This is a genomic window from Clostridium estertheticum (assembly GCF_026650985.1).
GTDB classification, from domain to species: Bacteria; Bacillota; Clostridia; order Clostridiales; family Clostridiaceae; genus Clostridium_AD; species Clostridium_AD estertheticum_C.
On record NZ_CP086239.1, the window covers coordinates 3,600,034 to 3,620,013 of the forward strand.

A 19,980-nucleotide genomic window follows, 5' to 3' on the forward strand; every position below is an offset into this window, starting at 1 on the left:
GGTGGTCTATCTACTCATTATGATTTATTTCAGTTTATTGTATTCATCATTCGTTACCTATTCACAACATTCATTGCTTATATTATTTACTATTTCAGATTTTTTAGAACACATGTTTTCTTGTTTTTTATTCAGGTATTAATTGAAAAACTCCGTGAGTTTATCGAACGGAATGAGATCTTTACGATCATAAAGATCACCATGCCCGGCATTTGGAACAAGATACGTTTACTACACCAATTTATTCTCCTTACGTTTTTTCATGTTTCACCAAATCAAAAGTAACCTTAATATTACCCTCGCCAACAACTTGTACAAAGCTGACCGCATCCTCAATATATCCGAGACGGGTATAGTTATAAGAGCTTGAGAAGGTTTCATAGAACACGACTAGATAGCCATCGCCGTAAAGCATGATATCTCCGGCATGAATTTTTCCCAGTTGCTCAGAAGCTGTAGGAAGCGTATTCGACAAATAATAGTATTTTTCATTGCCATTTAGTTCGCTCATATCAACTGTGAGCGGAAATTGCTTAACTAACGCCTGCGTCGTTTGATTATCATAAAGCTTTGCCGAAAATACCTTGTTCCCAACCGTAATAATCAAACATAGCATCGAAATTGCTTTTTTTTCATGTTCAATATCCTTTCTGTGTAAACTAAAATAATAGCATTTTGCTACGATACACAACACATTGCCACAAATCAATCATCACCATATAATCTACAATAAGATGAAAACAACAGAATTACTCCTGACTGGTTTCAATTTTCTTAATAATTTTCGCAGGAACACCACCTACAATAACATTTGCAGGTACATCCTTGGTCACAACTGCACCAGCGGCAATGACAGCACCGTCGCCAATTGTAATGCTTCCTGAGAGGCGTCTATCATTACCTGGTGTAATTCCCAACCACCCTCAACCGCTTCACCTCGATTTAAGTGTGCTAACAAATCATTAATATCCATTTATTTAAAATATTATTTATGTTAAACTTCGATCATTGAGTTCGATATAATTATACAACTTAAAGTTAACTTTAAGTCAATGTTTTTTTAAAATTTTTTTCCATGCAATCAAAGAAACCATCATTAAATGGCCGCCTCCATCATTAGAAACATCGGTTAAGATATTACTTCTTCGGTACCTTGCTTGTTTTCTTTGGCATGTATCTTTTCTGTACCTGCCTCAAGAGCCGTCTTATAGTACCAGCATTTATAATCTATGACTTCAAGTGTTTTATTCAATGATGCTATCTGTTCATCCATAATTGTTTTTCTCTCAATAAACATCTCATAGCGTTCACGCAGTGTTGCATCTCCCTCTCCGCACCAGTCTATGAATACCTTAATATCTTTAATAGGCATTCCCGTATTTTTTAAACATTCAATAATTTTTAGTGATCCGAGATCAATATCTGAAAAAGAGCGGATACCGCATTCTGAACGTTCCAAATTAGGAAACAGACCTTCCTTATCGTAGTATCTCAAAGTTGAAGATGATAAATTAAATTTTTTTGCAACCTTTCCAATAGAATATTTCATGTTTGCACACTCCTTTTTACGATAACTTAAAGTTAACTTTAAGTTATTTTATTAAAAAATAGCATATTTAAAGTACCATGTCAAGTTAATCTTGGCTCTCAACAAACATTTTTACGTTGAATTTAGATGCTTGCGATGCCTGAAACCTAATACATCTGCTATGCAACAGGCTTATGATATTGGCAAATCTGTTATATAAAGTTTTTGCGAAAGAATGCGTGTCATGAATAGAATATAGTGCTTGACCTCATGTTGACTTAATGGTTTATAGTTAATTCATCTGTTAACATTAAAGTATAAGAAGCATGTTTTTTGAAAGGAGACAAATAACAATGAAAAGAAAAATTTTTAATATTGTGCTTAGCATAGCTATGATAGCTGTCGTATTAGTTGGTTGTGGTAAAACAGCAACACCAGTATCAACAACTAAAATACCCACAATCAGTGTTGGAGGCAAGGCGACTCATACTAGTGGTAATGTTGCAGAAAATGGAACTTCTACTAAAAATGCTTCTACTGTATATATGACAAAAGTTATCAGTACTGCGAGCTTGATGAAAATTTATAAATCACTTGATTGGAAACCACAGGGTAAGGTAGGTGTAAAACTTTCTACAGGTGAAGCTGGTGATACTTATTATTTGCATCCGGAATTAATCGGCGATTTGGTACATGCTGTAGATGGCACTATTATCGAGTCTAATACGGCCTATGGCGGTTCTCGTTCTGCAACAGCAGCTCATCGACAAACAATTGAAGATCATGGTTTCAATACAATCGCAGATGTAGATATTATGGATGAAGAAGGCACTAAAGATTTAGCCGCAGTTCCTGGTAGTGTTCATTTGAAAAAAGACACTGTAGGTTCTCATCTAGAAAATTATAATTCTATCTTAGTATTATCTCACTTTAAAGGTCATGTTATGGGTGGATTCGGTGGTGCTTTAAAAAACATCTCAATAGGCATTGCATCTAAAAACGGAAAAATGTATATTCATTCTGGTGGTGGCACTGATAAGACTTTCTCGCCTGGTGACCAAAATGATTTCTTAGAATCTATGGCGGAAGCTGCTGGTGCAGTTATGCAAGATAAAAAAGGCAGAATGGTGTATATCAGTGTTATGAACAATCTATCTGTAGATTGTGACTGCGTTTCTAATCCAGCTAAACCAACAATGGGAGATATCGGTATCTTATCATCTTATGATCCAGTTGCATTAGATCGTGCTTGTGTAGATTTAGTCTATGCTGATCCGCATGGGAAAGACTTAATTAACCGTATAGAATCTCGTAATGGTACCTTAATTTTAGACCATGCAGTAGATTTAGGTATAGGTTCTCAAACCTATCAATTAAAAAATATCGATGAATAGTATTATACATCGCGAAGCCGTTTATTTATGGTACTATTTTACCATTCAGTTTGACCAGATTTTTAGATATTGGGTGATCGGTATTGTGTTAGGTTCTATCATTTCAGTATTTGGGAAAAATAAAATCCATACATTGTTTGCATCTATGGCAAATAGCAAACTAGGTATTTTAGGTGTAATTCCAGCTAGTTTATTAGGAATTGCATCTCCATTATGTATGTATGGCACCATTCCCATAGCAGCATCTTTCTCCCAAAAAGGTATTCGCGATGATTGGCTTGCAGCGTTTATTATGAGCTCTATGCTTTTGAATCCTCAGTTGATTCTTTACACTTTGGCATTGGGTGGAAAGATGTTAGTGATTAGGATTGCATCTTGTGTATTGTGTGGAATCATTGCAGGAATATTGGTACACTTCTTTTTTAAAGAAGAAAATTTCTTTAATTTTGATGGATTTGGTTCGCCATCCAACCACGATACTGCCCCCAATATCTTTATACGCATTTTTAAAAATATAGGACGTAACATAAAGGCAACAGGCGGATATTTTCTTTTGGGTATTGTTTTGTCTGTATTGTTTGCTCGGTATGTACCGTCGGATACGTTTGCAAATTTGTTTGGAAAACATAACGGCTTCGGTGTACTTATGGCAGCAACTGTTGGTATTCCTTTATATGTATGCGGTGGTGGTACTATACCACTTTTAATGGAATGGTTGGATTCAGGCATGAGTCCTGGTGCAGCAGCAACCTTTATGATTACAGGTCCTGCCACAAAAATTACAAATCTTGGTGCGTTGAAAACAGTTCTTGGTTGGCGACATTTCTTGATTTACATTTTATTCATTATGGTGTTTGCATTTGCAATCGGTGTATTGATTGTTTGATTTACAATACTACTAAGATTGTTGGATAAAAAGTTAATATTTTGAATAGAAGAATCCGATGTGGTCATAGTTATGTGCCTGAATCGGATTTATTTTATTTCAGAAAACTGCTTGACTTATAGTTAACTTTAAGTGATAGGATATATACAACAAAGATATACAAGCAAAAAAATAATGCGTCACATCTATGAATAATTTACATTAACATGAATTAATAATAGATATCGCAATAACAATATATTATAAATCTAACATAACTTTGGAAGGGGAAATGACTATAATGTTGGGATTAATTAATATCATATCGATTATTATAGTAATAGTTCTTGTAATTACCAGTAGAAAATGCCTTGAAATAGTTAGAGTAGGTACTATATCTAAAAATTTATATTATAAAGAAATTCATTTGTATATATTAATTTCTTCGCTTTTATTAATTACTGGTGTAATTTTAAGTGGTGTAACCTTTTTTCGAATGTTAACAGTATTTAATTGTTCATATTTATCTGGCTATATTGAAATTTTTTTCTAAGTAATAAATCATTTGTGAAATAAATAGTTAGACCATAACGCATTGATATAAATGATAAAATAAACCCAGTAGATCATAATTAGCTTCCATCTACTGGGTTTTAAAATTTAAAATTGTTTTAAATTACTTTTTGTCATTTTATTCAAACATGCCTTGGACATCTTTTAGGTAATCTGTGATTGGCAGATGCTGTGGACAGATCTTTTCGCATTTTTTACACTTAATACAGTCAGAAGCTTTTCCGTTACGCTCTGTCAGGCTCGTGTAATAGATACTCTGAGATTTGAATCCTCCCTTTGTATCCTGTTTTTCAGCATTATACAATGCGAAATAATCAGGAATTGCAATCTTCTTTGGACATCCATCTACACAGTAGCGACATGCCGTACAAGGAATGGAAATAGATTCATTAACGATATCAACAACCTGATTTACAACTTCATGCTCTTTCTCATCCAATGGTTTGAAATCCTGCATGTATCCGGTATTATCTAAAAGCTGATCCATGTTTGACATTCCGCTTAATACAACCATGACATTGTCAAGGCTCGCTGCAAAACGGATAGCCCAGGAAGGAATGGACATATCTGGATGATATCCTTTCATAATCTCTGCTGCTGCGTCAGGCACATTTGCCAAAGTACCGCCTTTCACTGGTTCCATTACGATTACTGGCTTACCATGTAACTTTGCTACTTCATAACATTTCTTTGACTGGATACCCTGGTTTTCCCAATCGAGATAATTCAACTGAATCTGAACAAAATCTACTTCTGGATGTTTTGTCAATATTCCATCTAAATGATCTGCAGAATCATGCATGGAAAAACCGATATTTTTGATCTTTCCTTCTTCTTTTTTCTTCTGAATAAATTCAAATGCATGGACTTTTTCTGCAAGATCATAGGACTGTCCTGCAATATTATGCAACAGGTAGTAATCAAAATATTCTACGCCACACTTTGTAAGCTGCTCATTAAATAAGCGCTCCAAGTCATCTTCTGTTTTTACCATGAACATTGGCATCTTAGTAGCAACCGTGAAGGAATCTCTAGGATATCTCTTAACCAAAACTTCCTGCAATACATTTTCACTGATAAATGAATGATACAGATATGCTGTATCAAAATATGTAAATCCTCTTTCCATAAAGACATCTACCATCTTTTTTGCCTGCTCATAATCGACACTTTTCTGATCTTCCGGGCTTATAAGTGGCAGTCTCATAAATCCAAATCCTAATTTTTTTGCACTGTTTTTCATTTTTACGACCTCCAAATCTTTCTATTAATCATATTTAATTCATAACTTATTAATTATGCTAGCATTATATGCTGCACCAAATCCATTATCTATATTTACTACACTAACTCCACTGGCGCAACTATTTAACATTGACAGTAAAGCTGCAATACCTCCAAAGCTTGCTCCATATCCAACACTAGTTGGAACTGCTATTACAGGTTTATCTACAAGTCCTCCCACAACGCTAGCTAAAGCCCCTTCCATTCCAGCAATAACTATAATGACTTTAGCTCCGCGAATAACATCTAATCTTGAGAAAAGCCTATGTATACCTGCAACACCTACATCTATTATTTTGATAGCTTTGTTTCCTAATATTCTAGCAGTTTCAAATGCTTCTTCTACAACAGGCAAGTCAGAAGTACCTGCTGCAACAATCGCTATATAACTCTCTGTAAGGGGTTCTCCCATTCTATTAATAGTTATTGTTCGTCCAAGTTTATTATATTCTGCGTCGATGCATATTTCCTTTACTGCATTATACATTTCTTCGTTAGCTCTAGTTCCTAATATATTATTATCTTTTGTAAGCATATATTTAACAATATCTCTAACTTGATCTACTGTTTTTCCTTCACAATATATTACTTCCGGATAACCAACTCTAATTTCTCTTTGATTATCTATTTTAGCAAAACCTAAATCTTTAAAAGGTAAATCTTCTAATTTTTCAAGAGCTTCTTCTACGTTTATTTTATTATCTTTAACACTTTCCAATAAAACTTTAATTTCTTCTTTATTCATTAGTTCATCCTCCTAAGATTTTTGTTTATTTTTTATTTGTTTTGCCCATCTAAATTTTTCATTATAGTTTCATTGAAGCTCCCTACTCTATATCCTTGCAAGTCTAATGTTACATATTTAAATCCGCATTCTTTTATCTTTTGAGAAATAGTGTCTAAAAGCTCTTCATCAAATAATTTACTTCTGTCTTGTCTAGCTACTTCAACCCTTGCTAAATCTCCATGACATCTTACTCTAACAGCTCTAAACCCTATGCTCATCATATATTTTTCTGCATTTTCAATCTTCTCAAAATCTTCTACTTTTAATTCATTTCCATAAGGTATTCTTGTTAAAAGACAAGCGTATGCTGGCTTATCCCAAGTATTAAGTCCTAATTCTTTGGAAAAAGCTCTTATTTCTGCTTTAGTTACTTTGCATTCTAAAAGTGGACTTTTTATTTCTAATTCTTTTAATGCTTTAAGACCTGGCCTATAATCACTTATATCATCAAAGTTAGTTCCATCTATTACACAGTTATAATCTTGTTCCTTCGCAATAGCTAATATCATACCAAACACTGCAGTTTTACAATGATAACATCTATCTTCTGGATTAAATTTAATTGAATCAATAATGGGAGCCTCAATAATTTCATGCTGCACTCCTAATTTTTTAGCTAATTCCTTTGCCTCTGCTATTTCCCACTTTGGAATATATGGAGACATAATTGTTACTGCTTTTACATTATCGCCTAACGCTTCTTTTGCTACTTTAAGTAAAAAAGTACTATCTACTCCACCTGAAAATGCTAAAACGACTTTTCCTAAACCTTTAATATATTTTATTAATTCATTATACTTTTCATTTTTAATCATTTATATTTCCGCCTCTCTCCATGATACATGATTTTATTTTATATCTTCTTTATAAATTGCCTTATATATCTTGTCTATAGATATATTTTTTTCTTTTGCTATAGTCTTGCATTCTTCGTATTCTGGTTTATATTTCAATAGCTTCCCTTTATAATAAGATTTCTTTATTGTAATATCCCCATACTCGGTTTTTACTTTTGAAAATTCTCTATTTAGCATTATTTTTCCAACTTTAAATTTTCTAACACCAATTGAAGTTGTTTCTTCAAAAATAATATCTAAAACATTTTTTTCGCATTTTTCATTAACTAATACACTTAATTTTATTCCTGGCCTTCCCTTTTTCATAAATATTGATGTTTTAAATACGTCTAAGGCTCCTACTTCAAAAAGTTTTTCATCCACATATCCATAAAGTTCTGGATTCATATCATCTATATTAGTTTCAAGTATATAATTCTCTCCTACTTTTTCAGGACTTTCCTTTTCACCTAAATATACTCTTAAAACATTTGGAATCTCTAAATCTCTATGACCTATTCCATATGCTATCTTCTTAATTGAGAAATCAACATTTCGAGTAAATTCTTCAACGTTTGCTGCCAGTATTGCCGCCCCAGTTGGAGTTGTAGTTTCAAATTGTACTATTCCAGAATTTATAGGAATATTCTTTAAGATTTCTACTGTTGCAGGAGCTGGTACTGGCATAAGCCCATGAGCACATTTAACAAACCCTCCTCCAACTTGAACTGGAGATGCAATAATTTTATCAACATTTAAATAGTCTAAACAAATAGCTGCTCCTACGATATCTACAATTGAATCAATAGCTCCTACCTCATGAAAATGTACTTCATATAATGGTTTTCCATGGACCTTTGCTTCTGCCTCTGCAACCTTCATAAACATATCTATACTAAGTTTTTTAACCTTATCACTTAAATCATTTGAATTTATTATTTCTTCTATATCTTTCAAGTTTCTATGATTATGTTCATGACTATGGTTATTTTCATCATGATGATGCTCTTCATCGCCATTATGATGATTGTGTTCATGGTTATGCCCATGTAAATCTTTATCTGAAATATGTATCTCATCATCTAATTTACCTTTTAATATGACATCTACCCTAGTTCCTATTATGCCAAGCTTCTCAGATTTTTCAATTTTTATTTCATATTCAGTATTTAAATTTAATTTTAAAAGTTCTTTTATTAAATATTCTTTAGGAACTCCTAAATCTATTAGTGCCGCTAAATTCATATCGCCACTTATTCCACAAAAACAATCGTAATATAAAATTTCCATGTTTATCACCCCTTTTAACTGTTTGAATTTTAGATGTTATCTTATCCAATGTTTAAAATTATATAATGTTATATTTTCTTAAGAAATCTGAATCATTTATAATTTTTTCATATTTATCGTCTCTTATTATTTTGTGATCTTCAGAAAATACTATAGCTCTATCAAAAACGCCTTCTATATATTCAAAATCATGTGTTGCACAAATTATAGTTTTGCCGCATTTATTTAGATCAATTAGTAATTCTTTTAAAAACCTTTTTCCTTTTGGATCTATCCCATTCATTGGTTCATCTAAAGTTATTACGTCTGGATTCATAGCTAAAACACTAGCAATTGCAACCCTCTTCTTTTCTCCTCCGCTTAAATTATACGGATGCTCATCTTTTAACTTATCTATATTAAGTAGATTAAGGCAATCTCTTACTCTTTTATTTACTTCTCCCTCTGGTAGTTCCATTTGCATAAGTCCAAATGCCAGTTCTTCAAAGACAGTAGAACAAAATAGTTGAGCATCAGAATTTTGAAATACAAATCCTAATTTTTTATGAAATAGTTTTAAGACCTTAGTATCCTTTAATGTATGTTCATTTATTTCATTGTTATCAAACATATATTTGCCTTGACTTGAAAAAATAATACCATTTAACAATTTTAAAACGGTTGACTTCCCGCTTCCATTTGGACCTATAATAGCTATGGATTCCCCTTCTTTTATATGGACATTTACATTATCAAGAGCTACCTTATTCTTGTATGTAAATGAAATATTCTCTAATTTTATCATTAATAATTCTCCTTGATTTTTCAGATATAATTTTTTATAAAAATATAAACAAACTAAGTAAAAGTATATTTATTATAAAATATACATAATCTACTTTCTTTAATTTTAAATCTGCTTTTATAGTATATTCTCCTACGAAACCTCTACATTCCATAGCATGAAACATTTCTTCACTCATTTTATAAGACTTTATGAATAAATTTCCAATAATTCCTGTGAGAGAATTATATTTATTAGGAGTTATACCAATTGATCTAAGTTTTAACGCATGTAATAGGTTAATAGAATGTTCGCCTAGCAGAACAATATATTTTATGGTTAAATCCATAATCCATATAAATATATCTGGTATAAATAGTAATTTTAATGACTTGCTAATTTCACTCCATTTACTAGTATGAGATAATATATTCACAAGCAATATAGTTATAATTATTTTTTGGAAAATTAACAAACTATTGTATATATTTCCATAAACCATAGATGGTATTAATGTTATTAAAGTTATTAACGGAAAGATAAAACTTTTAAACAATATCCTTTTACTTAATTTCTTTTCTATAAGGAAAAGATTAATTAACACATATCCATCTATTATTAATAGATAAATAAAACTTCTTGAAATAGCTACACAAAGTATTATTAATATAGTACTTGCAACCTTTATGGATGGATTTATTGAATAGATTAATTTATCTTGATTTTTATTTTGCCTGATTATCGAAATTATTTTAATTAAAGAAAAAATACTTTTTTCAATGTATAAGGTTTTTTCTTTCTTTGGAATGTAATTATCTTTTTCTGAAAGCCATTCTGGAACCATTTAATCTCCTTTTATATTTCTCTTCAAATTTATTTTCTCTAAGACCTTAAAAATAATTAAGATTATTATTACCCCAGCTAATGCTGATAAAATATATCCAAAATAACTACTTAAAAATCCAAAACTATAATCTGGAATTGGTGAATTAAATTTAAATCCTTGCTCCATTCCCTTAGGCACAAATCCTATAAAATGCTTAATCTCTTCTAATCCCCATTCTCCCCAGGCAGTTCCATTTGCTAAAAGTCCTAAAGGAGTAGCTAAAATGATAATTCCTATTATAGTGTATAAAAGATTTATTTTACTTGCTTTTCCTTTATATATTACATCTGGTGATGCCTTTTTTATATAGCTATAAGCTCCAACTGTTATTATTCCTTCCAAAATTCCAATTACTAATAAATGAGGTATTAACATAGCTGGAATGGATACAGCTAGTCCATAGGGACTATATAGTGGTAGTCCTGAAAAATCCTTAAATAGTAATGGCTGAACACCCAACTCCACTGCGGCAAATAAAGCTGCTGCATTAACTGAAATATAACCACCTAGGAAAGCTCCAATATATTCTCCCTTTCGGTTTTTAAATATTTTTTTTGTAAGTTTGAATAAATAAAATGCTGTAAATGGCATTATAAAAGCCATATTAAAACAATTTACGGCCAGTGCTAAAATCCCTCCATCTCCGAAAAACAATGCTTGAATTACAAGTGCTATAGTAACCGCTAAAACAGCAGAATAAGGTCCAAGCAAAATTGCAACAAGTGCACCCCCAATAGCATGGGCTGTAGTTCCTCCTGGAATAGGTATATTAAACATCATAATTAAAAATGAAAAGGCCGCTGCTACTCCAAGAAGAGGCATTTTCTGCCTTGTTATTTCATTTTTTACCTTTAAACTCGCCCTTCTCCATATAGGCAGCATAACCACTCCAAAAACAGCACAAGTTGAAGGACTTAAATAATTATCAGGTATATGCATAAAGTTATTACCCCTCCATTCATCTTTTTAGATTACCTCTTTGGTTCAACAGTAATTATTTTCTAGTAGGAATAATACTGTTCTTTTCAAACTTTTCTACAACATCGTTCAAATATTTGGTAATTGTTTTCAATATAAAGTGTATCACCTTGAGTGAACTCCAAGTCAAGTGTTTTTCTGAATTTTTTGATGTTATATATATCCTACCACTTGGAGTGCACTCCAAGTCAAGCCCTTTTACATATGAAATTTATTTATTAAAACTAATAAGTAATACGTTACTGCAATATATATACCGTCAAAGATACTCACTGAACGCTTTAATAGATTCTTTAATAAGCAAAAACGCACCCATTTCCAGGTGCACTCTGGGATATAACCAAATTATTGAAAAAATTCTACAGCTTCCTTCATCTTTTCTCTTACTTCCACATGAAATGGACAATTCTTTTCACATACACCACATTCTATACAATCTGATGCATGATGTTTCAAGTTCTGATAATGGTCTCTTGCTAGTTCATCCCCTGCCTTTGCCAAATCAAGATATTTATTGACTAACCCGATATTAATTTCTTGTGGACAAGGTTGGCAATGATTGCAATAAATACAACTCCCCTGTATATCCTGTCGTTGCATAGTGCCTATAAATGAATAGTCCTTTTCATTTTGCGCTAAATCATAATACTTAAGAACATCTTTTAAATCTTGTAGATTACGCACTCCTGGCAAACAAGATAAAACCGCTGGACGATCAAGTGCATATTGTATACATTGATATATTGACATTTTTCTTCCAAGTGGAGAAGTACGATCATTCAGTAATTGCCCTCCGCCATACGGTTTCATAACTGTAATTCCAACACCACGCTTAGAACATTCCTGATAAAGTTTCATTCTTGTATCTGATAACGTTAATTTTTCACCAACTGGCTCAAAATCATAGGCAGCGTTAAGACTGAGCATAAATAAATCAATCTTTCCTGTTTCTAAAAGTTTCAAACATGCTTTCGGAGAATGTGAAGAAACTGCCAAATAACGAATTATACCATTTTGTTTCAATTTCACAGCATAATCCAAAATGCCACCATGTATAATATTTTCTAAATCCTCCATTTCATCCACACAATGAATCATACCTATATCCGCATACTCAGTGTGATAACTTTTAAGTTCCTGTTCAAAACCTTTCTGCAACTGCTTTAGGTCTCGTGTACGCACATACTGTCCATGAGGATAATAGGCGCCAAGGTGAATCTGCATTACCATCTTATCCCTATGTCCTTCTAGTGCAGCTGCAATAGCAGGCTGTGCACTAGAATCATACATAACTGTATCCATAAGATTGATTCCCTTCTGCATACCATACTCTATTATTTTACGGACCTGCTGTGGAGACGCTTCGCTTAAGCTACCCGCACCTATTCCTATTGTACTTACTTTTCCTCCACCATGAGGTAATTCTCTATATTCCATTTAAATCTTTCCTTTCAGAAGTCGATGCTTCATTCATTATTTATTACTCGGTATTTACAACAAGCATACCACTTAAAGTTGACTTTAAGTCAAGAGGTTCTTTTTTATAAGAAAATTAAACATATTATATTTAATATTTTTTCTAGGTCACAGTTGCCCTAGCGTCATGCGAAGCAAACCACTTACTATTGATTTTATCCTTGTAAAGCTATAAAGTGTAATGATATAATGAGTTTATTGAAAATTATAAATTATGAATTATGAAAGGATTTGTTTAATCATGGAAACAAAGTTAGAAAAAAAGTACGGTCTTATTACTGCTATAGCCATGGTTGTCGGTATCGTTATAGGTAGTGGCGTTTTTTTCAAGGCAGAAAAAGTATTAACTGCAACCGGTGGTAATCTTACACTAGGTATTTTAGCTTGGGTTATTGGTGGTGTTATTATGATTTCTTGTGCCTATACCTTTGCTGTAATGGCAACTAAATACGAGAAAGTAAACGGTATAGTCGATTATGCAGAAGCTACTATGGGTGAGAAATATGGGTATTATGTTGGCTGGTTTATGGCACTAATTTACTACCCAACATTGACATCAGTTTTAGCATGGGTTTCAGCTAGATATACCTGTGTATTATTGGGATTTTCAATTGCAGGTGGAGAGTGTATGACCATTGCCTGTCTATATTTGATAGGTAGCTTTGCTTTAAATGCATTATCACCAGTTTTATCTGGTAAATTTCTAGTTAGTACAACTGTTATAAAACTAATCCCACTGATTTTAATGGCTATAATTGGTACAATCGTAGGTATTCATAGTGGTATGACTATGATTAATTTTACAACAGTAGTGAAAAAAGTAAGTACTGCAAATGCATTATTTACAGCAGTTGTTGCAACAGCCTTTGCATATGAAGGTTGGATTATTGCTACAAGTATCAATGCTGAACTAAAAGATGCAAAGAAAAACCTTCCACTTGCTCTTGTTGGAGGTACTTTTATAATTATGGTTGTTTATATTCTTTACTACATGGGCCTAGCTGGAGCTGTAACAAATCAAGTTATGATGAATGGCGGAGAAGCTGGAGCTAAATTGGCATTTCAAAAAATATTCTCCTCTGCAGGCGGTACTCTAGTATTTGTATTTGTTATTATCTCTTGCCTTGGAACTTTAAATGGATTAATGCTCGGATGTACTCGAGGTATTTATTCATTAGCAGCAAGGGGCTTTGGACCAAAGCCAAAAATATTCAAACAAATAGATAGTGAGACTAATATGCCAACAAATTCATCTATACTAGGACTACTTCTTTGTGCCATATGGTTAGTATACTTCTATGGCGCTAACTTAACAGACCCTTCAAAACGTTGGTTTGGATTCTTTTGTTTTGATTCATCAGAATTACCTATAGTTACTATTTATGCATTATATATTCCTATTTTTATTATGATGATGAAAAAAGAGAAGGATTTAAATACATTTAAAAGATTTGTAATGCCTATTGTTTCATTAGTAGGCTGTGTATTCATGATAGTTGCTGCTTGTTTTTCTCATAAAATATCAGTTGTTGCATATCTAATTATATTTGCAATTATAATGGCTATCGGTGCTTTGTTCTCAAAAAAACAAAGCCTAACTTCAAAAAATTAAATAAGCTAAAACATAAGAAAAACCACAACCAATTAGGAGGCCACTGAAAAAAGCACTCTTTTTTCAGTAGAGTTTTCAAATTTGAATAGAAAAAGCATGAGGAATCCATATTTTTGGATATCTCATGCTTTTTCTTTTATAATTAAGTTTTAAAAGCCCTATTTCATGCTTTTCAACTTAATTATTCTCTTTAGATTCACAGTGAAGATTGATAATGCACCTTGCATTTGCATGCTAATTAAGCCTGACGATATTGCTACATCATAGCCATGTTGGTGCTTAAGTTCACTATTTTTAGCCTCTATCATATAACGCTCCCTAGCACGTTTTTTAAAATATTCACTTTTTTCGAACTCTATTTGATCTTTGTGGGTATTTGACTTTATTGAAACTGAATAAGTTTTAGATTTAGCGCCTTCTTTATAACACCCATCTTTATGAACACAATTTTTACACTTTTCTACATTAAAATAGTAAGTTAACACTTGATTTTTACCAACATTCTTCTTTCCCTGTTTTGCTTTTTTAATAGCCATATGACCTGCCGGACATACAAATAAACCAGCATCTTTATTAAACTCAAATTCATCTTCTTTTTTTCGCATTCCTTGTGAAATTACAGGATTTAGTTTTGAAATTAATGCAATTTTATTTTCTTTTGCATATTCTAGATTTTTCTTTTCAGAATAAGCTGTATCTCCAATTACTTCATTAACATCTATACCAGCCTCACGGCTTTTTTCTATTAAGGCTATGAGCTCCTTTCCATCACTTTTTTCGCCAGTTGTAATAACAGCTGCTGTAATTAAACGTTCTTCACTCATAGCAAGGTGTGATTTATATCCAAAAAAAGAACTATCCTCAGTCTTATGCCCCACTTTTGCATCCTCATCTTTTGATAGTTTTAGGTTTTCTATGTCATCATTAAAAGCTTCGGTTAAGTAGTTTAATTTAGTTTTCACAGTTGGATTTGCTACAATTTCTGGATTCTTGTTTATGCTATCAATTAATAATTTGCAGTACTCAAGAATATCTTCAAGTACTCCATTTGTAACTTTATTCGGCAAATCTTCTTTTATCTCAGGATGTACTCCGTACAATGTTTTTCTTAAATTTTTTGCACGTTTCAATAATTCTTCTCCTGCTGATTTTTGGTTATAACGTGACTTGGTATGCGTAGCATCAACTATTATTGCTTTGCTTTTTAAAACTCCCTCTTTTATAGCAAGTTCTACAGTCTTGTTTATTAATAAATCTAATAAATTCATGTCTTTAAGGCGAAGCTTTCTAAATTTAGTTAATGTACTTGAGTTTATTAAATTTGTTTCTTCTGGGGCTAAATTCAGAAAATATTTAAATGACATATCATAAAGAGTTCTTTCAACAACATCTTCATCAGACAATTCATATATTACTTTCAAAAGCAAATATTTAAATAGCATTATAGGGTTAATAGCACCTCTACCCATAGATGAACTATAGTTAATAATCAATTCGTCATAAACAAATGAAAAGTCAACAAGGTCATTAATTTGCTTTAAAATGTTATCTTTCGGAATAATTAACGAATATAAGCTATGGTATGTATTTATTTTTATTTCCAATTGTCCTTTTAGCATAATAGTTTAGCCCCTTTTATTTTATTCTACTATACTAATTCGACATATCTTTTAAAATTCCTTTTTGTTTTTAGTCTTTTACATAAAAAAATCGCCATCTTTAATTCGATGACGATTTTTCATATAGTTTTTCAGTGGCCTCCCAATTAGTTGTGGTTTTTCATGGTTTAAGCTAACCGATACTTACTATATCTTGTCCATTGAAAAAAATATACTTTGCACCAATATCTTTATGCTTTAATTCTCTTTGATCTTTAATTTTGAGCCTTTTTTACTTAAATCTACTCCACTTAAATCTAACAAAAACATAAATATCGGTATTCCAAGGAGTAGACCCCAAATTCCCATAAAATGCTCTGATACTAATAATATAGCAAAGGTAAAAAACATTGGTAGATTAGTTGTATGAGACATAAACTTTGGGTTTAAAATGTAACTCTCAATGGCATGAATTATAAAAATCATACTAATTACAAAAATAACTTTAATTAATCCGCCTATTTTGAAAGCAATTAAACATAAAGGAACTAACGAATTCAACATACGCACCACTTATAGAAGTGGGTGATTGTAAACCGCAAAAGCGGTCCAGTTCTCATTGAACTAAGAACCGTAAGAAACAATATCCTTGTAACATAGAGCTTGTTTAGTATTCTAAACAAGCTAATTTTTATAATAAGCTACAAGTATAATTATTTCATGAGTAGCTCATAATTAATGCACCCCTATCACGTAAGTGCCTTCACTGCGTAGCAACCTTAGATTTTAGGGTAACTATAAGCTATAAAGCAATTTTTTATTTTTATATTAAAGTAATTTATCTGAATAATTTAATTAAAACTAAACTTTATAATAGGCTTTTCTTTGAAGACAGCATAATTGCTTACTATAGTATCTTTTACAAAAGCTTTTAAATTCGAGTATCCGAAGGTGCTTGAAACTTTATAGAGGTAATGAACTTTAAGCGTTTTAATTTCTTTGGACAGTACCTTCCAATTGTTTGTAAATATTCTATACATCAAAGGTATTTTCTCTTTATACCCAAGAGCTCTACGAGATATACAGTATGCAGCGGATACATGAATAGATATTCCTTTAGCTTTCATATATTTTATTTTACCCATTTGGCTAGTGTATGCTGGATTTACATAAAATACGGCTAAATTTTCTTTAAAAGCCCTGGAACTGATTGCTTCAATGATTTTTTTATGAGCAAACATACTGATTTTCATATTTCGTTTAGTATTCCCATAAGTTAGTTTGGATTTACTGATGTTTTTAATATCCTCACCAGCAAGTGGTTTATTTTTATCCCTGGCTATTTGAACAAGTCCTAAGGCACCCTTTTCTAAAATTTTTGAAATTTGCCCTGAAGTCTTATTTGATATATTAAAATGTATAGTGCCAAAGTCTAATAAATTGCCGATACAATCAGTTTCGCTCCATGCAATATGGTCGTAGTTTATATCATAGCCTACAATTCCATTTGCCTTAGAATAATTAATTTGATTCTCATCTTTAAATAATTTATAAGATGGCTTAAACAAAAAATAATCTCCTTTGTCCTCAATTCTCCAAGAAACAGGGGAATTTTTAGTGTTTAGAGCTTCTATTAATAAGTATTTATGGTAAGGAAAATCAACATTTTCTACTTCAAACCATTGTGAACTATGATATGCACCTATTTTATTTTCATAGGGCAGTTGGATACTTAGTAAATTCGTTTCGTAGTTGTATTTAACACAAGCATTTCCTTGTGTAACTGTGTTAAGTCCTTGAAGTTCTATAGTTTTATGTCTAGCTTTATAGAAGTCTTCTTTCCATGCAAAATGATCATTATATAATGTATGCTGAGCTTTGAATAGTCTCTTAGTACCAAAACATGATTTTACTACACTTGTATTAAACCTTGCAAGTTTTTGTTTTTGATAACCTATACCACGCTTAATCATATTCAGTTTATTAGTTAATCTGCTAATTTTTTTTACGACAAGAGCATGTTCAAAATCGTATATATTATATATAATTGATTTATTTTTATAATTGGCCTCAACAAAAATCTTATTATCTGACATATAAAAATAATATGGTCTATAATACTTAAATTTGGGGAGACTTTTACTATTTTTAATAGCCTTAGATATATCGATAATATGAGTATGAATCTTACTCCAAAATTTAATTTTATTAGTTAAATCCTTAACAGATTTCTCTCTATGGTTAATGTTCTGCTTTAAATCATCTATGTACATTTTGTTTAATTCAACATTAGAAGATTTATTCCACTTAGCTTCGCGAGCAGCATAGTTTGTATAATAAGTATTAAGATTAAACATATTTTTAATAGTTAAATGAATACTCTTAGAAAGACCGTTCTCCTGATTGTAAACAAGAATTGAATAAGCTTTAATTTTAGCTTCATTAACAACATACAGTATATTCGATAGGTTATTAATATTTTCGCAACGGAGCTTATCTTTATATATTCTTGTAGAAGAATTAGTTTCTATCCTCAAAATATTCGCCGCCTTTTTTTATAATCTCTAATATATATTATGCCGTAATAGAGCCTATAATATTAATTTATATAAAAATAATTTAGCAACAAAATTCATCTCCGTCTACAGATAACGGAGTCTTCTTTTGCAAATAAAGATAAACAAATAACACTAAACCAGCTAGTAATAATATTTTTATTACTGATTCTTTCTGAAACAATTGTTTCATCGTTTGCATTTAAGTTACTCCTCATCTTCTATTATTATAACTTGAAACATTTACTTCAAGATCACGAAATTTAATAACAGATGCCATCTTTATGTTAGGTCATCACCACATATCAGAATATGCGCAATTTTACTTCTCCTATCTATTTTCAATATTTATTTTCTCTAAATGCTAATTAATATGATTTTATTGTAACAATCTTTAATTATATTGTATACTTAAATTAAATTTTACAAACTTAACATTTGTCAACAATTGTTCATATCCATACATCAATCACCTCTTTCTCACAATCAGCTTTTACAATGTGTTAAGACATAAAAAAAACCACAACTAATTTATTAATTAGTTGTGGGTTTTACTGATGGATACGAAGTATGATGGGTAAAATTCACTATATAAAGGGACCTTCCTTAAATACAGAAGACATCTCTAATAATAGTTAACTTATACCTCCAATCCTCATCTCATTTATTATTTTAAACTATTTGCTATCCCTTTAAAGAAATTCCCAATAGAAGCACACACACCTGCGAACCAACTTTTAGTTTTATCACTCTGTAATGTATTTTTCATTGTACTAGCTACACCCTCAAGTTGTCCTTTTACTTTATTGTAATCCAAATTTAGTTTATTTACATTTGTCATCAATCCAACAATATTATTTACATCATCCTTAGACAGTTTGTAATTGTAATTATCCGTTACATTATTTACTATTTTTGTTATACCAGCCTCAGTTTTAGGTTTATCTTTTATAACTTCACTCTTTACTTCATTTATTAATCCCGCAGCTTTATCTTGTCCAATTTTTTCACCTAATTTGCCTGTAACTGCGACCTCTTCATTAGCTGTTTTTTTTGTATTTTCATCTAATTTCTTACCGTCTTTACTATTTTCAAATCCTTTTAATATGCCTGTCATAGCTGCAGTACCTGATACTGTAAATGGTGCAGAAACTTTAACATTAGCATTCTCAATTCCTGCTGTAATTAAAGCATTCTTTATCATACTTGCATTTACCCAAGTTACATTATGTGTATTCACTACTAAACCACCAGTAGTTGTTGGCTCAATATATGAACATGATATCGACTTATTGCCTAATTGTCCTTTAGATACTGTATCTCCTAGATATTTCTTTTCCTCAGTAGACGTAACTTCAACAACACTTGCACTATTACTATCTACATTAAAATACTTTAGCATGTCTTGTTTCTGTTGATTCGTCAAATCAGCCCCTATAGTAACACTTTTATATGAATCAGCGTATACATTATTTATAGGTGTTGCAAACAAACTTGCTGCTGTTAAAATTACACCTAAGACTAATTTTTTATTCATTTAAAAAGACCTCCATAT

19 protein-coding genes and 1 pseudogene are annotated in these 19,980 nt (G+C 31.4%); 4 read left to right on the forward strand and 16 right to left on the reverse strand.

Annotation, left to right across the window (positions count from 1 at the left end; translation table 11 throughout):
- Positions 1-250: 250 nt before the first annotated feature.
- From LL038_RS17275 to LL038_RS17285, 3 genes and pseudogenes are all read right to left on the reverse strand, one after another.
- Positions 251-691, reverse strand: coding sequence for a cyclophilin-like fold protein (locus tag LL038_RS17275; protein ID WP_268055899.1), 441 nt, complete (start codon positions 689-691; stop codon positions 251-253).
- A 58-nt stretch (positions 692-749) separates the two neighbouring features.
- Positions 750-875 (reverse strand): annotated as a pseudogene (locus tag LL038_RS17280) (sugar O-acetyltransferase); the annotation flags it as partial.
- A 254-nt stretch (positions 876-1,129) separates the two neighbouring features.
- Positions 1,130-1,549, reverse strand: a complete 420-nt coding sequence (locus LL038_RS17285) for a MerR family transcriptional regulator (RefSeq protein WP_216127639.1) — start codon at positions 1,547-1,549, stop codon at positions 1,130-1,132.
- A 305-nt stretch (positions 1,550-1,854) separates the two neighbouring features.
- Between LL038_RS17285 and LL038_RS17290 the strand changes: the two genes are divergently transcribed.
- From LL038_RS17290 to LL038_RS17300, 3 genes are all read left to right on the forward strand, one after another.
- Positions 1,855-2,922, forward strand: coding sequence for a DUF362 domain-containing protein (locus LL038_RS17290; protein WP_253200369.1), 1,068 nt, complete (start codon positions 1,855-1,857; stop codon positions 2,920-2,922).
- Positions 2,915-3,808 carry a permease gene (locus tag LL038_RS17295; protein WP_216127642.1) on the forward strand — a complete coding sequence of 298 codons (894 nt, stop codon included), beginning with the start codon at positions 2,915-2,917 and terminating at the stop codon, positions 3,806-3,808. The genes LL038_RS17290 and LL038_RS17295 overlap by 8 nt, the downstream gene beginning before the upstream one ends.
- A gap of 280 nt (positions 3,809-4,088) precedes the next feature.
- Positions 4,089-4,340: a hypothetical protein gene (locus LL038_RS17300; RefSeq protein WP_216127645.1), complete on the forward strand. Its 252-nt coding sequence runs from the start codon at positions 4,089-4,091 to the stop codon at positions 4,338-4,340.
- A 138-nt stretch (positions 4,341-4,478) separates the two neighbouring features.
- Here the strand turns inward: LL038_RS17300 and LL038_RS17305 are convergent, their stop codons facing one another.
- From LL038_RS17305 to LL038_RS17340, 8 genes are all read right to left on the reverse strand, one after another.
- On the reverse strand, positions 4,479-5,603 hold the full coding sequence (locus LL038_RS17305; RefSeq protein ID WP_216127649.1) for an aldo/keto reductase: 1,125 nt from the start codon (positions 5,601-5,603) through the stop codon (positions 4,479-4,481).
- A 39-nt stretch (positions 5,604-5,642) separates the two neighbouring features.
- A complete protein-coding gene (gene larB, locus LL038_RS17310) occupies positions 5,643-6,389 on the reverse strand; it encodes a nickel pincer cofactor biosynthesis protein LarB (RefSeq protein ID WP_216127662.1) in 747 nt (248 codons plus the stop codon).
- A gap of 32 nt (positions 6,390-6,421) precedes the next feature.
- On the reverse strand, positions 6,422-7,246 hold the full coding sequence (gene larE, locus LL038_RS17315; protein WP_216127670.1) for an ATP-dependent sacrificial sulfur transferase LarE: 825 nt from the start codon (positions 7,244-7,246) through the stop codon (positions 6,422-6,424).
- Positions 7,247-7,279: 33 nt separating this feature from the next.
- Positions 7,280-8,557: a nickel pincer cofactor biosynthesis protein LarC gene (gene larC, locus LL038_RS17320; RefSeq protein WP_216127673.1), complete on the reverse strand. Its 1,278-nt coding sequence runs from the start codon at positions 8,555-8,557 to the stop codon at positions 7,280-7,282.
- Between the two features lie 58 nt (positions 8,558-8,615).
- Positions 8,616-9,341, reverse strand: a complete 726-nt coding sequence (locus LL038_RS17325) for an energy-coupling factor ABC transporter ATP-binding protein (RefSeq protein ID WP_216127678.1) — start codon at positions 9,339-9,341, stop codon at positions 8,616-8,618.
- Positions 9,342-9,375: 34 nt separating this feature from the next.
- Entirely contained in the window at positions 9,376-10,164 is a 789-nt protein-coding gene (locus LL038_RS17330; protein WP_216127681.1) for an energy-coupling factor transporter transmembrane component T family protein, read from the reverse strand.
- On the reverse strand, positions 10,165-11,145 hold the full coding sequence (gene cbiM / locus LL038_RS17335) for a cobalt transporter CbiM (RefSeq protein WP_216127687.1): 981 nt from the start codon (positions 11,143-11,145) through the stop codon (positions 10,165-10,167).
- 384 nt (positions 11,146-11,529) lie between these two features.
- Positions 11,530-12,621: an aldo/keto reductase gene (locus LL038_RS17340; RefSeq protein WP_216127690.1), complete on the reverse strand. Its 1,092-nt coding sequence runs from the start codon at positions 12,619-12,621 to the stop codon at positions 11,530-11,532.
- Positions 12,622-12,901: 280 nt separating this feature from the next.
- Between LL038_RS17340 and LL038_RS17345 the strand changes: the two genes are divergently transcribed.
- Positions 12,902-14,272 carry an APC family permease gene (locus LL038_RS17345; protein WP_216127693.1) on the forward strand — a complete coding sequence of 457 codons (1,371 nt, stop codon included), beginning with the start codon at positions 12,902-12,904 and terminating at the stop codon, positions 14,270-14,272.
- Positions 14,273-14,430: 158 nt separating this feature from the next.
- Here LL038_RS17345 and LL038_RS17350 read toward each other — a convergent pair whose 3' ends face one another.
- The 5 genes from LL038_RS17350 to LL038_RS17370 form a co-directional block, all read right to left on the reverse strand.
- The gene (locus LL038_RS17350) at positions 14,431-15,891 is read right to left on the reverse strand and encodes an IS1182 family transposase (protein ID WP_216128210.1); all 1,461 of its coding nucleotides are present in this window, start codon (positions 15,889-15,891) and stop codon (positions 14,431-14,433) included.
- A 237-nt stretch (positions 15,892-16,128) separates the two neighbouring features.
- On the reverse strand, positions 16,129-16,434 hold the full coding sequence (locus LL038_RS17355; RefSeq protein WP_216127309.1) for an AI-2E family transporter: 306 nt from the start codon (positions 16,432-16,434) through the stop codon (positions 16,129-16,131).
- A 287-nt stretch (positions 16,435-16,721) separates the two neighbouring features.
- Entirely contained in the window at positions 16,722-18,407 is a 1,686-nt protein-coding gene (locus LL038_RS17360) for a hypothetical protein (protein ID WP_216127306.1), read from the reverse strand.
- An 82-nt stretch (positions 18,408-18,489) separates the two neighbouring features.
- The gene (locus tag LL038_RS17365; RefSeq protein WP_216127303.1) at positions 18,490-18,627 is read right to left on the reverse strand and encodes a hypothetical protein; all 138 of its coding nucleotides are present in this window, start codon (positions 18,625-18,627) and stop codon (positions 18,490-18,492) included.
- A 465-nt stretch (positions 18,628-19,092) separates the two neighbouring features.
- The gene (locus LL038_RS17370) at positions 19,093-19,962 is read right to left on the reverse strand and encodes a DUF1002 domain-containing protein (RefSeq protein WP_216127290.1); all 870 of its coding nucleotides are present in this window, start codon (positions 19,960-19,962) and stop codon (positions 19,093-19,095) included.
- Positions 19,963-19,980 lie beyond the last annotated feature (18 nt).

Coding starts and splice junctions, on each gene's coding strand:
- LL038_RS17285 (WP_216127639.1), bottom strand. CDS start 1,549: ATGAAATATTCTATTGGAAAGGTTGCAAAAAAATTTAATTTATCATCT.
- LL038_RS17290 (WP_253200369.1), top strand. CDS start 1,855: ATGTTTTTTGAAAGGAGACAAATAACAATGAAAAGAAAAATTTTTAAT.
- LL038_RS17295 (WP_216127642.1), top strand. CDS start 2,915: ATGAATAGTATTATACATCGCGAAGCCGTTTATTTATGGTACTATTTT.
- LL038_RS17300 (WP_216127645.1), top strand. CDS start 4,089: ATGTTGGGATTAATTAATATCATATCGATTATTATAGTAATAGTTCTT.
- LL038_RS17305 (WP_216127649.1), bottom strand. CDS start 5,603: ATGAAAAACAGTGCAAAAAAATTAGGATTTGGATTTATGAGACTGCCA.
- larB (WP_216127662.1), bottom strand. CDS start 6,389: ATGAATAAAGAAGAAATTAAAGTTTTATTGGAAAGTGTTAAAGATAAT.
- larE (WP_216127670.1), bottom strand. CDS start 7,246: ATGATTAAAAATGAAAAGTATAATGAATTAATAAAATATATTAAAGGT.
- larC (WP_216127673.1), bottom strand. CDS start 8,557: ATGGAAATTTTATATTACGATTGTTTTTGTGGAATAAGTGGCGATATG.
- LL038_RS17325 (WP_216127678.1), bottom strand. CDS start 9,341: ATGATAAAATTAGAGAATATTTCATTTACATACAAGAATAAGGTAGCT.
- LL038_RS17330 (WP_216127681.1), bottom strand. CDS start 10,164: ATGGTTCCAGAATGGCTTTCAGAAAAAGATAATTACATTCCAAAGAAA.
- cbiM (WP_216127687.1), bottom strand. CDS start 11,145: ATGCATATACCTGATAATTATTTAAGTCCTTCAACTTGTGCTGTTTTT.
- LL038_RS17340 (WP_216127690.1), bottom strand. CDS start 12,621: ATGGAATATAGAGAATTACCTCATGGTGGAGGAAAAGTAAGTACAATA.
- LL038_RS17345 (WP_216127693.1), top strand. CDS start 12,902: ATGGAAACAAAGTTAGAAAAAAAGTACGGTCTTATTACTGCTATAGCC.
- LL038_RS17350 (WP_216128210.1), bottom strand. CDS start 15,891: ATGCTAAAAGGACAATTGGAAATAAAAATAAATACATACCATAGCTTA.
- LL038_RS17355 (WP_216127309.1), bottom strand. CDS start 16,434: ATGTTGAATTCGTTAGTTCCTTTATGTTTAATTGCTTTCAAAATAGGC.
- LL038_RS17365 (WP_216127303.1), bottom strand. CDS start 18,627: ATGCAAACGATGAAACAATTGTTTCAGAAAGAATCAGTAATAAAAATA.
- LL038_RS17370 (WP_216127290.1), bottom strand. CDS start 19,962: ATGAATAAAAAATTAGTCTTAGGTGTAATTTTAACAGCAGCAAGTTTG.